At 63.3% G+C, this 13745-nt stretch carries 13 protein-coding genes, 1 tRNA gene and 2 pseudogenes; 9 read left to right on the forward strand and 7 right to left on the reverse strand.

What is annotated here, in order from left to right:
• The first annotated feature begins 154 nt into the window (after nt 1-154).
• Together FJV77_RS01145 and FJV77_RS01150 are read left to right on the forward strand one after the other, a co-directional pair.
• Nucleotides 155-1303: a YcbK family protein gene (locus FJV77_RS01145; RefSeq protein ID WP_246691105.1), complete on the forward strand. Its 1149-nt coding sequence runs from the start codon at nt 155-157 to the stop codon at nt 1301-1303.
• Between the two features lie 330 nt (nt 1304-1633).
• Nucleotides 1634-1708: transfer RNA gene (locus tag FJV77_RS01150), tRNA-Glu, on the forward strand.
• Between the two features lie 956 nt (nt 1709-2664).
• On the opposite strand, the gene FJV77_RS01160 is transcribed toward FJV77_RS01150, so the two are convergent.
• Together FJV77_RS01160 and FJV77_RS01165 are read right to left on the reverse strand one after the other, a co-directional pair.
• A complete protein-coding gene (locus FJV77_RS01160) occupies nt 2665-3024 on the reverse strand; it encodes a hypothetical protein (protein WP_348643798.1) in 360 nt (119 codons plus the stop codon).
• A gap of 4 nt (nt 3025-3028) precedes the next feature.
• Nucleotides 3029-3448, reverse strand: coding sequence for a LysR substrate-binding domain-containing protein (locus FJV77_RS01165; protein WP_142865037.1), 420 nt, complete (start codon nt 3446-3448; stop codon nt 3029-3031).
• 244 nt (nt 3449-3692) lie between these two features.
• On the opposite strand from FJV77_RS01165, the gene FJV77_RS01170 reads away from it, so the two are divergent.
• The gene (locus FJV77_RS01170; protein ID WP_246691106.1) at nt 3693-4232 is read left to right on the forward strand and encodes a hypothetical protein; all 540 of its coding nucleotides are present in this window, start codon (nt 3693-3695) and stop codon (nt 4230-4232) included.
• A gap of 25 nt (nt 4233-4257) precedes the next feature.
• Here FJV77_RS01170 and FJV77_RS01175 read toward each other — a convergent pair whose 3' ends face one another.
• Nucleotides 4258-4926 (reverse strand): DUF2161 family putative PD-(D/E)XK-type phosphodiesterase, encoded by a 669-nt coding sequence (locus FJV77_RS01175; protein ID WP_142865038.1) that lies wholly within the window; start codon nt 4924-4926, stop codon nt 4258-4260.
• Nucleotides 4927-4986: 60 nt separating this feature from the next.
• Between FJV77_RS01175 and FJV77_RS01180 the strand changes: the two are divergent.
• Nucleotides 4987-5265 (forward strand): annotated as a pseudogene (locus FJV77_RS01180) (TolC family protein); the annotation flags it as partial.
• 23 nt (nt 5266-5288) lie between these two features.
• On the opposite strand, the gene FJV77_RS01185 reads toward FJV77_RS01180, so the two are convergent.
• A complete protein-coding gene (locus FJV77_RS01185; RefSeq protein WP_142865039.1) occupies nt 5289-5564 on the reverse strand; it encodes a DUF6074 family protein in 276 nt (91 codons plus the stop codon).
• A 148-nt stretch (nt 5565-5712) separates the two neighbouring features.
• Nucleotides 5713-6012 carry a DUF982 domain-containing protein gene (locus FJV77_RS01190; RefSeq protein WP_142865040.1) on the reverse strand — a complete coding sequence of 100 codons (300 nt, stop codon included), beginning with the start codon at nt 6010-6012 and terminating at the stop codon, nt 5713-5715.
• Between the two features lie 235 nt (nt 6013-6247).
• Here FJV77_RS01190 and map point away from each other — a divergent pair, with 235 nt between their 5' ends.
• Nucleotides 6248-7075 carry a type I methionyl aminopeptidase gene (map, locus tag FJV77_RS01195; RefSeq protein ID WP_142865041.1) on the forward strand — a complete coding sequence of 276 codons (828 nt, stop codon included), beginning with the start codon at nt 6248-6250 and terminating at the stop codon, nt 7073-7075.
• A 74-nt stretch (nt 7076-7149) separates the two neighbouring features.
• Here map and FJV77_RS01200 read toward each other — a convergent pair.
• Nucleotides 7150-7275 (reverse strand): annotated as a pseudogene (locus FJV77_RS01200) (oxidoreductase); the annotation flags it as partial.
• A gap of 182 nt (nt 7276-7457) precedes the next feature.
• Between FJV77_RS01200 and radC the strand changes: the two are divergent.
• The 4 genes from radC to FJV77_RS01220 all read left to right on the forward strand — a co-directional run bounded on the left by radC (nt 7458) and on the right by FJV77_RS01220 (nt 12785).
• Nucleotides 7458-8225, forward strand: coding sequence for a DNA repair protein RadC (gene radC, locus FJV77_RS01205; RefSeq protein ID WP_142865042.1), 768 nt, complete (start codon nt 7458-7460; stop codon nt 8223-8225).
• 163 nt (nt 8226-8388) lie between these two features.
• Complete coding sequence (locus FJV77_RS01210; RefSeq protein WP_142865043.1) at nt 8389-9417, forward strand: ABC transporter substrate-binding protein; 1029 nt, start codon at nt 8389-8391, stop codon at nt 9415-9417.
• A 3-nt stretch (nt 9418-9420) separates the two neighbouring features.
• Nucleotides 9421-11709, forward strand: a complete 2289-nt coding sequence (locus tag FJV77_RS01215) for an iron ABC transporter permease (RefSeq protein ID WP_142865044.1) — start codon at nt 9421-9423, stop codon at nt 11707-11709.
• On the forward strand, nt 11709-12785 hold the full coding sequence (locus FJV77_RS01220) for an ABC transporter ATP-binding protein (RefSeq protein ID WP_142865045.1): 1077 nt from the start codon (nt 11709-11711) through the stop codon (nt 12783-12785). Before FJV77_RS01215 ends, FJV77_RS01220 begins: the two co-directional genes overlap by 1 nt.
• On the opposite strand, the gene FJV77_RS01225 is transcribed toward FJV77_RS01220, so the two are convergent.
• Nucleotides 12775-13569: an inositol monophosphatase family protein gene (locus FJV77_RS01225; RefSeq protein ID WP_142865046.1), complete on the reverse strand. Its 795-nt coding sequence runs from the start codon at nt 13567-13569 to the stop codon at nt 12775-12777. The two genes, FJV77_RS01220 and FJV77_RS01225, sit on opposite strands and share 11 nt — an antisense overlap.
• Between the last annotated feature and the right edge of the window lie 176 nt (nt 13570-13745).

Consider the following 13745-nt stretch of genomic DNA (forward strand, 5'->3'; position numbering starts at 1 on the left):
GACCCCGCACCAATAGCAGGCCGACCGGGCACCGAGGGGGAATTTAGTTTTGAAATCAGTAGGATCGCGTCTCGCGGGGAGAGAGGGTCGCACTATAGCGGCAGCGCTTTTCTCCGTGCTTCTGGCGTCCTGCACCTCCGCCGGCGACCCGACAATGTCCGTCGGCATGCCCGGCTACAACGCCACCGCTTCTGACATCGCCGCGGCTTCCGGCACCAGCCCTGCGACGCCAGCCGATTCGACCGCGCAGGTCACATCGACCGCGCAGATCACTTCGACGGGGCCACAGATGATGATGACGGCCGCGGGCGATGCGACGTTGCCCGAGCAGGTCGCCTATGTGCCGCTGGCCAAGCCCGGCACCGGCTTCCCCGTCAACGTACCCGCCCGCCCCGACACCATCGTCGGCCAGACGCCGCAGGCGCTGCAACAGCCGGCGCAGACGGCGGCCGCAACCGACGACCCGGCGCAGAAGATTGCCGCAGCCGATGCCGGCGTGACCGCACCGAAACCGACGGCCACTGCCCCTGCGACCAATGAGGTCTACGTGACGGCCGCGGCTCCCCAGCAGGTCGACACGCCGAAGAAGGGCTTCCTCGCTTCGCTGTTCAGCACAGCACCAGCCTCGGCTGCACCCGCTCCGCTGATCAAATCCCGCCCGGGCGAACAGCCTGCGGGTGCTGCCCAGCCCAAGGCAGCACCGGCAAAGCCCATCGTCACGCTGGCCTCGGCCAGTTCGGCCGACAAGCCGCTGCAGCTGGCCTCGCTCGGCGACGACAGCAGCAATCATATCACCGGCGCCGATGCGCTGCCCGGCGTGCGCCAGACGGCGCTGTTCGAAATCAAGCGCAAATCCGGCATCGACGACGAAAGCGACGTTGACCTGAACGAGGATGAGGGCTCGGGCGGCGCCTATCAGGTGGCCTCGGCCGCCGGCCTCGCCCGGCTGGCGCCCAACGGCCTGTTGAAGCAGAACGAAAGCGTCGATGTCGCCTGCCTGAAGCCGTCGCTGGTGCGCGTGCTGAAGACGATCGAAGGTCACTACGGCCGCAAGATGATGGTCACCTCCGGTTATCGCGACCCGGCCCGCAACCGTCGCGCCAACGGCGCCAAGAATTCGCTGCACATGTATTGCGCCGCCGCCGACATCCAAGTTCCCGGCGTCTCCAAATGGGAGCTGGCGAGCTACATCAGGACCATGCCCGGCCGTGGCGGCGTCGGCACCTACTGCCACACCGAATCCGTCCACGTCGACGTCGGCCCCGAGCGCGACTGGAACTGGCGCTGCCGTAGGCGCGGGTAGTCGAAGCCTCCGCGACTTCGTCATCCTTGGGCGTAGCGACGCGAAGCGGCGCGCAGGCAGCGGAGCAGAATCTGCACCGTAGCAACGCGTTGAAGTCGCGGCATGGATCCTCGGGTCTGCGCCGCGTCGCTACGCTCCTTGCTCCGCCCGTGGATGACGATTGCACGAGGCTTTCCGCCTAATTTTCGAGGGTGCGCCTCGCGACACCAGAAAACCTGCGCTGGCTCACCGAAACACCCGTTCTCGCCGCTTTCGAAAAAAGTTGTCGCATCCGGCGGCTGATGGGTTGCCGGTTGGCAACAACGCAATTATAAGCCGCTTCGTCTGAGCGCGCCCATCGTCTAGCGGTTAGGACACCGCCCTTTCACGGCGGTAACAGGGGTTCGATTCCCCTTGGGCGTACCAGATATTTCACTGACTTGATTATGGTTTGATGTCTGTGGACCCGAAATGCACCTCCGCGTCGGCGCAGGTGTGGCCTTAAGTCGCAAACTGTTGGCTTCAAAAGCAGGGCGCCGGGCTTCATTGACGGTGCGACCAGCACCATATGGTGATCCAAAGCCCTCCAAAATGAGAGAAGCTCGCCCGACGGGTCGCACTGCGGCTGTCAGCCAGCAATGGCTATGAACCAAGGAACCTGAAAACCATCATGCCTGAAAATGTCAGACTAACTTCGAGAGACGTTCCCCTCATTCAGCTCGGCGTCCATCAGTGCCGCTTCCCGGTGAGCGAAGACCCGTCAGTACCTGGCGGCTACCGTTTTTGTGCAGGGGCAACTTCGCCGGATCGTGTCTACTGCGATCACCACCACACCATTGTGACCGCCGTGGACCCTCGTCGAGCCCGTCCGGGTCTCCAAATCCCCCAACGGCGCGCCGCCTAGGTTAAGAGGCCCGCAAGCCGCACCCCGCTGGCGCGGGCGCGTCACATCCCGGTAGCTTGTCCAACAGACAGCCGCAGGACATCGCTGGGATGGAAACGTGCTGTTAACGTCGTTCGCGGGTGATGGTATGTCGGCGTCTGTTCGAAAGTGTAAGTTCCATTCGCTCTCAGCCGTGGAGGTCGGGAATGAACTTGCTTCGAATAGCGCTTCTATGCGCGGCCGTGATCGGCCTGGCAGGCGTAGTGTCGGTTCGCGCCGAAGATCAGCCTGTTTCGCCGAACGCCGCAGCGGTACCAGAGCAGCCGCCGGTTCATTGCGAGGGGCAAAATTGCTTGCCGCCGGCCGAGGACCACGTCGAGGAGTGCAAGGGGCAAGATTGCACGCCGGTGCCCTCGACCGACCAGGCACCTGCTCCTGAGGTCGAACAGGTCAAGTAAGCATCATCGGCCGGTATCCCCAGCGAAACCGGCGCCGCCTATCAGTTCGGAACCATTGGCGACGCCTCCTCGCACCGATAAACCCTGCATTGGCCGTCACTGGCCGGCACATACTCAGCCATTGGCAAGGAAGGAGCATCACACTCATTGCCGAATTGGCGGACATAGCGGTCATAGGTGTTTGGTCCGGTGGACAGCACAGCGGCATGCTGGCTCTGGATCGTCGCCTGGGTCTGCGCGCACGTCATTTTGCGCGTGTCAGGCCGGGCGTCGGCGAAATTTGTAGCGGCAACAGTCATTGCAGCAGCGCAGAGCATAATCTTGCCTAGGGGCATGGCGGCATCCAAGTAGAACGTCGTATCGCCAATTCGCATCTTGCGACGCAGTTGTGCAACGGTCACGCGGTCACGAATCGGCGAGCGAGGCCGACGTCGCCTGTCGGCGCAACCAATCCCAAGTCCGCAGCACGTCGACGTCCCGCAAGCGATCCTGGGTCGAGATTGCATACCATCCGCGACCGGCATCCAGGACATGGTCATACGGCTGCACGAGCAGCCCTAATGTCAGCGACGGCGTCGCCAGGAACAGGCTGCCCAGCGCCACGCCTGGCCACTCGGCGGCCGCAAGCACCAAGTCGCAGTCGCTGAAATTGCTGCCGCGCCAGGTGCCGTTCGGCTCAACGCCGGCGCTGCGCAGCCAGGCCGCCCAGCCGGTCGGGTGCTCGTCATGGATGAGCGAGGAGGCAAGCAGGTCGGCGGGCGGGCGCAGCGTGCCAGCCTGATCCTTCGTCGCAACCGGTGACAGAAAATCCCTGGCGATCAGCAGGCTTTCGCTGGGCGATGGCGCACCTGCATCTGCCGAAGGCCCTCGACCAGAAGTCGCTCAGGATGTGGTCGAAAGCCTGGGACCGCGCCAAGGGCCTTGAATAGGAACCGACGAACAAGCATCCTGCCGTGATGCATCCGCCCTTGGCAACGCCGTGTTGGCGGATGTCAGGGGTTAGCCGTCATTGTGCCTTCATCGATGACGGAGGATTGTGGCAGGCGCGCCACGGGCGGGATCGGGCAGGATGCGGGCTTGGGAGACATCGCGGGCGGACCGGCGGCAGGCCAGCGGCGGGAATGGTCTGCAAGCCTGCTTTGCCTTACTCCTCTTTACGGCCTTGTTGGTGCAGCGGGCAGAAGCGGGTGAGAAAATCTCCCATGTACTCGATAACACCAGCATAGCCTCGGCCTACTCAGTCGGATCGGACCTTGTAACCGCCTACACATCGGGCATGGCACGCAGCCGTCTCGCTCTCGCAGGAAGCGCCGACCGGAACAGCCTGGCGGTCCCGCTAGAACCATGGCTCCTGCGCGCCGAATTCAGGGCACGGACATGGCGCGCGGCGGACGGCAGCCTGCTGCAGGGTTTTGCAGGCACTGGCGGCTTCCGGGTGACCGTCGGAAATTGCCTAGCCCGCTTTTGCTCCGCCAGCGAATGCAGCGATGCCGGTTGGCCGCTCTACAGCTGCAGCGACGGCCGCAAACGAAAAATGTCGGCCACCGACTTTGTGACGGCAAGGTTCGATGGCGTCTCCTACCGGCGATTGAGCGCCGCCAGGGAGTAACGCCGCAGGCACTGCGAAAAAATCCTCACGCCTGGTCGTGCGCCACCTGCGGCCAGCGCTGCAACGCCGCATGGCCACCTTCGGTCAGCGCATAGACGCCGCGCTCGGCCCTGGCGAACCATCCATAGACATTGTCCAAGAGGATGCTGGCCGCGCGCGGAGAAATCGTTTTCAGATCGCGCGGGCGTTTCGGGCCGTCGGTCATGGCGGCGGCGCATGCCAGCGCATCCTGCCGGTAAGCGGTCATAACAGGCGCGCGCGAACCGCCGCCAGCCACCGGATCGCCACGCCGGCGCCGGTGCTCTTCCATCAGCCGTGAGCGCCGCTTCGGGTCACGGCGCGGCGGCAGAGCGGCTGGACTGAGCAGCAATTCGACATCACCTTTGGCGCTGACTGCTAACAGCCCGAAACCGAGCCGACGGCAGAGCGCGCGAAAACGGCGGTCGTGCTCGCGGCCCTTGCCGCGCGCCGACATGCGCGCCGCCAGCCACACCTCGTCGCATGCCGCGGCGCGATCGACGCCTTGCAGGACGAGTTCCAGATTGAACTGCAGTTTGAGTTCGCAAATGACCAGCACCGGCGGCTCGCCGTCGCGCAGCGCCACGATATCGCAATTGCCGACTTCGCCCTTGACGGTGAATTCCAGGCTCTCGAGAAACCGCTTCACCGGGACGTAGAGAGACGTTTCCTGCATGGCGCAGGCATAGCCGATTCGGACCGCGCCGGCACCGGGATCGCCGAGGGGCCTGGCCGCGCCGCTTCCGTGAAATCCTATGGCGAGGCCGCAGATCTCGAGCGCACGCTGTTCAAATCAGGGGAAGCCAGCCTTTTCGACGTGCTGGACGCCGAGCGTTCGCTCTATTCGGCCGAGGACGATCTGCTGCAAAGCCGCATCGCCATCGCCACCGACTATGTCGCGCTCAACAAGGCGCTGGGCGGTGGCTGGGACGGCACGATCGACAGCACCAAGCCCGAGATCGTCGACGCCGAGACCGGTCCACGGCTGGCGTCGTCGGTGCCCGCCACGCAGTGATGAGCGTGTCAGTGTGGTTCTACTTAGAGCCGGGTGCGCGTCTGGCGCTGCCCCGGTGCGGCATCATTCGCCTTGAAATGCATCTCGTCCTGGACGGCGGCAAAAAACCGGCGGACATCGTTGGCGGCCGAAGCCGCGTCGCTGCCGGCGGCGATCGCCTTGTCGAGGAGTTCGCGCGCCGTGGCCTTCCAGAAGGAATTGGCCGTGTCGCCATGCAACCTGCCCAGCCTGGCCGCCACCTCGCGCACCAGCATGGTTTGCCGGTCTAGCGGAAAGGGGCGCACATTTGCTGAGGACATATTCTGCACCATGACACGGACGCAACGAATCAGACGCTGCTCTATGGCGTCATGCCTAGCTGTGAAGTCGGAAACGGAACCTTAACGGCGCGGAGTCCGCGTCGATCCGAGCGAGTCGGGTGGTCAGCCTCCGGATCAAAAAAAGGCGCTAAATCCGCAGGCCCCTCGCCTCGCCACCGCCGCGCTTTGCCGTGACCATCATGTCTCTGGCCAGCAGGCCGCTGACCCGGCAGAACGCCATGAACGCACGGCAGGCGTCCTCGATCTTGACGACATCCACCGTGGCGCCGAAGCAAGCGTTGAACGCCGCCTCATAGACCTTGCCCTGTCGCTTCCTTGGCCACTCATGCAGGACATCCAGCGCCTGTTCGACGCTGTAAATCTCCTCTACCGGCAGCCCGGGCGCGGGCGCGATGCGCACCGGCACCTCGAATTGCAATCTGTCCATTTCCAAGTCTCCCGAACTGGTGTCGCCCCAACGCCGTTCGTCGTCAAAAGTTGCTTTGACCTGATGTCGCGCAAAAATGTGTCGTCTCTGCGGTCGCAGCTTCGGGCGTTAAAGCGCGCCCAGGCGCGCACTTTAACGCTTTCTTCCTTGAACCTTGCGGCTTCCGGTGCCAAATCTGGGAAGATTTTCGGACGGGCTGATATGCATAGCCCGCTTACAGGCAAAAACGGACACAATGGTCACTTATCTCGACGCCGCCACGGCACCCCTCAGGAACACCGGCCAGATCCGCCTCTATGGCGAAGAAGGCTTTGCCGGCATGCGCAAGGCCTGCGATCTCACCGCGCGCTGCCTCGACGAGCTGGTGCCGATGGTCCAGCCTGGCGTCACCACCGAGACCATCGACCGGTTCGTCTTCGAATACGGCATGGACCATGGCGCGCTGCCGGCGACGCTCAACTATCGCGGCTACACCAAATCGTCCTGCACCTCGATCAACCATGTCGTCTGCCACGGCATTCCCGACAACAAGCCGTTGAAGGACGGCGACATCGTCAACATCGACGTCACCTACATCCTCGACGGCTGGCACGGCGATTCCTCGCGCATGTATCCGGTCGGCACCATCAAGCGCGCCGCCGAACGCCTGCTCGAAGTCACTCATGAATGCCTGATGCGCGGCATCGCGGCCGTTCGGCCCGGGGTCCGCACCGGGGCCATCGGCGCTGCCATCCAGACCTATGCCGAGGCCGAGCGCTGTTCGGTGGTGCGCGATTTCTGCGGCCATGGCGTCGGCCAGCTGTTTCATGACGCGCCCAACATCCTGCACTACGGCACGTCGAGCGAAGGCGTCGAGATGCGGCCGGGTATGATCTTCACCATTGAGCCGATGATCAATCTCGGCCGGCCACATGTGAAAGTGCTGTCGGACGGCTGGACGGCGGTGACGCGCGACCGCTCGCTGTCGGCGCAGTACGAACACACGATCGGCGTCACCGACACAGGCTGCGAGATTTTCACGCTGTCGCCGAACAAGCTCGACCGCCCCGGCTTGCCGGCCTAGCGATGCAAATACGCAAACGGGCCGGCGGCACAGCGCCGGCCCGTTTGTGTTTCTTGTTCTTGTGGCTGGCGACCTTAGCCGACAACAGCCGGGTGAAGCAGCTCTTCGAGGCCGATGTTGCGGTAGATCTCCCGGCGCATGCGGTCGGCAACGCCGTTGACGATCTCGGCGCCGTCCTGCGACGGGTCGACATGGACGCGCAATCGAACCACGCCGGCCGAATGAAGCGCCGGCGGATCACCGCAGCCGCCTGATTCTCTGAGGCCTCGGTCGATACGACAGGCGCAGTCCGTTCACCGCCGGCATTACACCGTCTTCGAAAAGCACTCGACCGCTGCCGGCCTGTCGCTCTAGTCTTATGCCGAAGCCTTCGGGGGGATGGATGGGGAAGAGCAATGACGACGAACGAGGGTTCTTCTCCGAGCGGTGGATTGAACCGCCGGCGAAGGACAAGGCGCTAAAAGACAAATCAACCGAGAAGCCGCATTATCATGGCCATCGCGACCGCTTGCGCGAGCGCTTCGTTGCGGGCGGTGCCGACGCCCTGCCCGACTACGAACTTCTCGAGCTGCTGCTGTTTCGCCTGATCCCGCGCGTCGACACCAAGCCTATCGCCAAAGCCCTTTTGGCGCGCTTCGGCACATTCGGCGAAGTGCTCGGCGCGCCGGTGGCGCTGCTGCAGGAGGTGAAGGGCATCGGCCCCGCCGTGGCGGTCGACCTGAAGGTGATTGCCGTTGCCGCGCAGCGCATGGCGCGCACGGAGGTCCGCGACCGCGAGGTGCTGTCCAACTGGACGCAGCTTCTTGCCTACTGCCGCTCGGCAATGGCTTTCGAGAACCGCGAACAGTTCCGCATCCTCTTCCTCGACAAGAAAAACGTGCTGATCGCCGACGAGGTGCAGCAGGTCGGCACCGTCGACCACACGCCGGTCTATCCGCGCGAAGTGATCAAGCGCGCGCTGGAGCTCTCGGCCAGCGCCGTTATCCTGGTCCACAACCACCCTTCAGGGGATCCCACACCTTCCCGCGCGGACATCGAAATGACCAAGCAGATCATCGACAGCGCCAAGCCGCTCGGCATCGCCGTCCATGACCACATCATCATCGGCAAGAAGGCCAATGCCTCGATGAAGGGCCTGTTGTTGATCTAAGCCAGGCAAGCCGCAGTCCACTTGCTTTCTGCGGGTCGCGGCACCGCAGAAAGATCAAATTCGGCTGTATTTCGAAGCAAAAACTTGCCAGCCACCTTCCAACTTGAATTTTCCGCCTATCTGGGTTTCATAAGTCGGCAAATAACCTAGGGAGGAATTCAACATGATAAAAAGGGCGATTCTCGGCGCCGGTATCCTTGCCGCCGGCATGTGGGGCGCGTCGTCATTGGCGTCCGCCGAAAGCCTGACCATGTATTGCGGCGTCGACGAGGTCTGGTGTCAGCAGACGGCGCGGGCCTTCGAGGAAAAGACCGGCATCACCGTCGACATGACCCGCAAGAGCGCTGGCGAAATCTATGCCCAGTTGCGCGCCGAGGCGGCCAATCCCAAGGGCGACATCTGGTGGGGCGGCACCGGTGATCCACACCTGCAGGCGGCCGAGGAAGGTCTGACCGAGGAGTACAAATCGCCCCTGCTCGACCAGTTGCAGCCCTGGGCGATCAAGCAGGCTGAAACATCCGGCCACCGCACGGTCGGCATCTACTCCGGCGCGCTGGGCTTCGGCTACAACAAGGATCTGCTCGCCAAGAACAATCTGCCCGAGCCGAAATGCTGGGCCGATCTGACCAAGCCGGAGTACAAGGGGCATATCCAGGTCGCCAACCCGAATTCCTCAGGTACAGCTTACAACATGCTGGCGACCATCGTTCAGCTGTTCGGCGAGGACAAGGGTTTCGAGTACCTGAAAGCCCTGCACAAGAACGTCAACCAATACACCAAGTCGGGCTCGGCGCCGATCAAGGCCGCCGGGCTTGGCGAGACCACGATCGGCATCGTCTTCATCCACGACGCCGTGTCGCAGGTCGTCGCCGGATTCCCGATCGTTCCGGTCACCCCTTGCGAGGGAACCGGCTACGAGATTGGCTCGGAATCGATCATCAAGGGCGCCCGCAACATGGAGGCCGCGAAAAAATTCTACGACTGGGCGCTCGAGGCCGATGTCCAGTCCACGGCGCAGGATGCGGGGTCGTTCCAGGTTCCGTCGAACAAGGCGGCAAAAACCTCCGACAAGGCGCCGGACCTCGCTGCCATCAAGCTGATCGACTACGACTTCAAGAAGTATGGATCGAGCGAAGAGCGCAAGCGCCTGCTGAAAAAATGGGACGAAGAGGTCGCGTCGCTGCCGCAATAGCAGATGCGCTTTCGCCAAACCCGCGGGCCGCTCGAACCGATCGTCGTCCTCTGGATGGCGATCGGCTGGGTGGGCTTTGCCCTGCTGCCCTGGTACGGCATCGAAGACGGGTTCTTCGGTTTTTCCTGGCTGTTCGACGGCTACCCGGTCGATAGCAAATTCGCTCCAGCGCTGGTTCTGGCCCTCAAGGGCGAAAAACTGTGGCTGGCGCCGCTCGGCTTCCTGCTGGCGGCGCCGCTGCTGCTGTGGGGTCGCAACAAATCCGATCCGGTTTTTGGTCGGCTGCTGGTCATTGGCGGCGCTGCCGGTTTTGGCTGGCTTTTGTTCCAGGGCTTCGCTATCGGGTTGCACGGCTGGCAGTTCAGCTGGCTGACCAGCCTGTTCGGCGATCTTGGCGACCGCCAATTCGGCATGGGCTACGGCGCCCTTCTGGTCAGTGGCGCCTTTCTGTTTCTGCTCACCCTTGGCATTGCCGCGCGCGGTGCCGTCGGTGGCGACGTATTCGTCGTCAGCTCGATCGGCTTCGTCGTCGCGGTGGTTTCCATCTTCATCTTCATGCCGATCCTGATGATGCTGGCCAACGCCATGCAGACCGACGACGGTGGCTATTCGCTTGTCGTGTTCCTAGCCAAGCTGCTCAGTTCGCGCTTGTGGAGCCTGGACTGTCTCGCCGGTGGCAACCGTTGCGGCGTTGCTTGGAACTCGCTGCTGCTCGCCGTGCTCGTCGGCCTGCTGACCATGTTTCTGGGGTTGGTGTTCGCGCTTGTCGTGACACGCACGGGTTTCCGCTATGGCAAGCTGCTGCGTGCGCTGACTGTGTTGCCGATCATCACCCCGGCCTTCGTCATCGGCCTTGCCATCATCCTGTTGTTCGGCCTGTCGGGCGCGGTGACCCAGAGCGTCGCAGGTGTCTTCGGCATCCAGCCGACACGCTGGGTCTATGGCCTTCCCGGCCTGCTTATCGCCCAGGTTCTCGCTTTCACCCCGATCGCCTTCCTGGTTCTGATCGGCGTTGTGGAAGGCGTCAGCCCATCCATGGAAGAGGCCTCGCAGACGCTCCGCGCCAGCCGCTGGCAGACTTTCTGGACCGTATCCCTGCCGCTGATGCGGCCAGGCCTCGCCAACGCCTTCCTGCTCGGCTTCATCGAAAGCATGGCCGATTTCGGCAATCCGCTGGTGCTGAGCGGCAACTATGACGTCCTGTCGACGGAAATCTTCTTCGCCATTGTCGGCGCGCAGAACGATGCCGCACTTGCTGCGATCCTGGCGCTGGTGCTGCTGGGCTTCACGCTTGGGGCCTTCTATGCGCAGCGTTTCTGGATCGGCAGGCGTTCCTATACCACCGTCACCGGCAAGGGCGACGCCGGCGTCCATCCGCGCCTGCCGAACGGGCTGACACGTGCGCTCTATGTCATCGCCGGCCTGTGGACGGCGTTCACCGTGCTGGTCTACGCGGTGATCTTCTACGGCAGCTTTGTCAGGCTGTGGGGGGTCGATCAGAGCCTGACGCTGCAGCACTACAAGAAAGCGTTCGCCGTCAGCTGGAATGAATTCGGCATCCATTGGTCGGGGTCGGCGTGGAGTTCGTTCTGGACGACGATGGAGATCGCGCTGATATCGGCGCCGCTGACCGCCGGCATCGGGCTTCTGACCGCCTATCTCCTCGTCCGCCAGAATTTCCGCGGCAAGAATGCCTTCGAATTCGCCACCATGCTGTCTTTCGCGATTCCGGGAACCGTCATCGGCGTTAGCTACATCATAGCCTTCAACGTGCCGCCGATCGAACTGACCGGCACCGGCATCATCCTCGTGCTGTCGTTCATCTTCCGCAACATGCCGGTCGGCGTGCGCGCCGGCGTCGCCTCGATGTCGCAGATCGACCGCAGCCTGGATGAATCCTCGCTGACGCTTGGCGCCAACTCCTGGCAGACCTTCAGACGCGTCATCCTGCCCTTGCTGAGATCGGCGATGCTGGCGGCGCTTGTCTATTCCTTCGTGCGCGCCATGACCGCGATCAGCGCCGTCATCTTCCTGGTCAGTGCGCGTTACGATCTTTCGACCAGCTACATCGTCGGGCGCGTCGAGAACAATGAATACGGCATCGCCATCGCCTATTCGACGGTGCTGATCGTCGTCATGCTGGTGGTTATCGGCCTGATGCAACTGGTCGTCGGCAGCCGCAATATCGGCCGGCGCGGCATCCAGAAGGGCGACGGCGGCTGGAGCGTGCGCACCAATGTCAGCCTGCCGGGAACGGCAAGTGGCCCGACAACAATAGTAGGAGCCGGGTGATGGCCGAAATTCGCGGCAACGCTGCCTCAGTGACCTTCGAAAATGTCACCAAGACTTATCCAGGCGCCAGCACGCCGGCGGTCGACGACATTTCGCTTGCGATCGAGGCCGGCAAGCTGGTGACGCTTCTGGGACCTTCCGGCTGCGGCAAGACGACGACGCTGCGCATGATCGCCGGCCTGGAGATGCCGTCCAGCGGCCGTATCCTCATCGGCGGCAACGACGTAACGCGCTTGCCGGCCACCGACCGCGACGTGTCCATGGTGTTCCAGTCCTATGCGTTGTTCCCGCATATGACGGTGATGGAAAATGTCTCCTACGGCCTGCGCTTCTCCGGCCACGACAAGAAGGAGGCCGCGTCCCGCGCCCGCGCCGGGCTGGAGTTGGTCGGCCTGACCGATTTCGGGGCGCGCCTGCCCAGCGAACTGTCGGGTGGTCAGCAGCAGCGCGTAGCGGTGGCGCGCGCACTGGTGCTCGAACCGCTAGTGCTGCTGTTCGACGAGCCGCTCTCCAACCTAGATGCCAAGCTGCGCCGGCATGTGCGCGAGGAAATCAGGGAGATCCAGACCAAGCTCGGGTTGACTGTGGTCTACGTCACGCACGACCAGGAAGAGGCGCTTGCGGTTTCGGACCGCATCATCGTCATGAACAAAGCGGTGGTCGCGCAGGACGGTACGCCGCGCGAACTATACGACGCGCCAGCCAACGCGTTCGTTGCCGACTTCATCGGTGAAGCCAACATCCTGGATTGCGAGGTGGTCGCGGTGCAAGGGGACGAAGCTACCGTCCGGCTAGGCACGCTTGCCTTGAAACTGCCGGCGCGTGGCCACCAAGCCGGCCCTGCGAAGCTGGCCGTCCGTCCAAGCCGCATCGAGATCGGTCCTGCCGGCGCGCCGCAGACGATCGCAGGCACGCTCGCAAAGGTCACCTATACCGGCAGCCATCTCGAACTGGTCGTTGCCACGGCGCTTGGCGACGTGTTCGTGTTGTCGCGAAACGTCGATGCGCCGTTTCAGGGGGGCGACGCCGTCGGAATCGGCTTTCCGGAGCGCGGACCGGTCCTGATCAAAGCTTGAAGGGTTCGACGCAGAGGTCGCGAATCTGGGCGAACACACCGTTGCCGGCGCTGATAACCAGCGTGCCTTTTTCCAAAACGGTCCTCGGGTCCGGCTTGACGATTGTGCCGCCGGCTTCTTCCACCAAAAGCATGCCGGCCAGGCAATCCCAGGCGTTCATGTGCTCCTCGACATAGCCCAGCAACCTGCCGGCAGCGACATAGGCGAGCATGAGCGCACCCGAAGCGTTGCGGAAAAACACGCCGCCTTCGGCAATCAGCGAGCGGATGAGCGTAACGATATTTTGCATCTCGGCGCGGTTGGAGAAGCCGGTGCCGACCGAACCTTCGGTCAGGTTGGTGGCGGCACTTGCCTTCATCGGCTTGCCGTTGAGAAACGCGCCACCGCCCTTGCGGCAATGGAAGGTCTCCCCGGTCGAGGGCTCGTGGATGACGCCGACGACGGTATCGCCATCCTTGGCGCAGGCGATGACCACGCACCAGGCCGGAATGCCGCGCACGAAATTCGCAGTGCCGTCGATCGGATCGATCACCCAGACATGCCCGGTCGACCCGGTGACCGAGGCATGTTCCTCGCCGACGATGCCGTCGCCCGGGAAGGCAGCTTTTATCGCCGCGCGGATGAACAGCTCGACCTCGCGGTCGGCCTGCGAAACCATATCCTGATGGCCCTTGCTCTCGATGGTGAGATTGTCGAGATCGCGAAAATACTTCAGGCCGAGCTCGCCGGCGCGCTGCGCGAGATCGGTGGCGAAATGTTCACGCGCTTTGTTATCGGATGTCATGAGGTTCCTGTCACGGCGAATGCGGTCTGAAGCTAGAGATGGGTTAGGCAGAGGAGCTTAGCGTTCAAGGCGAGGATGTAAATGACGCGGTGCCTGTTTGTCGGGCCACGGGGTCATAAGGCGCCTCGCCAGGCAGGTCACGCGGCGAGGCCGCCACCATGCCGCCCCAGATCCGG

The sequence above is a fragment of the Mesorhizobium sp. WSM4306 genome (genome assembly GCF_007003975.1).
In the GTDB taxonomy this organism is placed as follows: domain Bacteria; phylum Pseudomonadota; class Alphaproteobacteria; order Rhizobiales; family Rhizobiaceae; genus Mesorhizobium.

Bases quoted from the DNA above. Each gene is read 5' to 3' on its own strand.
- map (WP_142865041.1), top strand. From the start codon at position 6,248: ATGGTCACTTATCTCGACGCCGCCACGGCACCCCTCAGGAACACCGGC.
- FJV77_RS01225 (WP_142865046.1), bottom strand. From the start codon at position 13,569: ATGACATCCGATAACAAAGCGCGTGAACATTTCGCCACCGATCTCGCG.
- FJV77_RS01215 (WP_142865044.1), top strand. From the start codon at position 9,421: ATGCGCTTTCGCCAAACCCGCGGGCCGCTCGAACCGATCGTCGTCCTC.
- FJV77_RS01190 (WP_142865040.1), bottom strand. From the start codon at position 6,012: ATGGACAGATTGCAATTCGAGGTGCCGGTGCGCATCGCGCCCGCGCCC.
- FJV77_RS01210 (WP_142865043.1), top strand. From the start codon at position 8,389: ATGATAAAAAGGGCGATTCTCGGCGCCGGTATCCTTGCCGCCGGCATG.
- radC (WP_142865042.1), top strand. From the start codon at position 7,458: ATGGGGAAGAGCAATGACGACGAACGAGGGTTCTTCTCCGAGCGGTGG.
- FJV77_RS01170 (WP_246691106.1), top strand. From the start codon at position 3,693: ATGCGGGCTTGGGAGACATCGCGGGCGGACCGGCGGCAGGCCAGCGGC.
- FJV77_RS01220 (WP_142865045.1), top strand. From the start codon at position 11,709: ATGGCCGAAATTCGCGGCAACGCTGCCTCAGTGACCTTCGAAAATGTC.
- FJV77_RS01175 (WP_142865038.1), bottom strand. From the start codon at position 4,926: ATGCAGGAAACGTCTCTCTACGTCCCGGTGAAGCGGTTTCTCGAGAGC.
- FJV77_RS01185 (WP_142865039.1), bottom strand. From the start codon at position 5,564: ATGTCCTCAGCAAATGTGCGCCCCTTTCCGCTAGACCGGCAAACCATG.
- FJV77_RS01145 (WP_246691105.1), top strand. From the start codon at position 155: ATGTCCGTCGGCATGCCCGGCTACAACGCCACCGCTTCTGACATCGCC.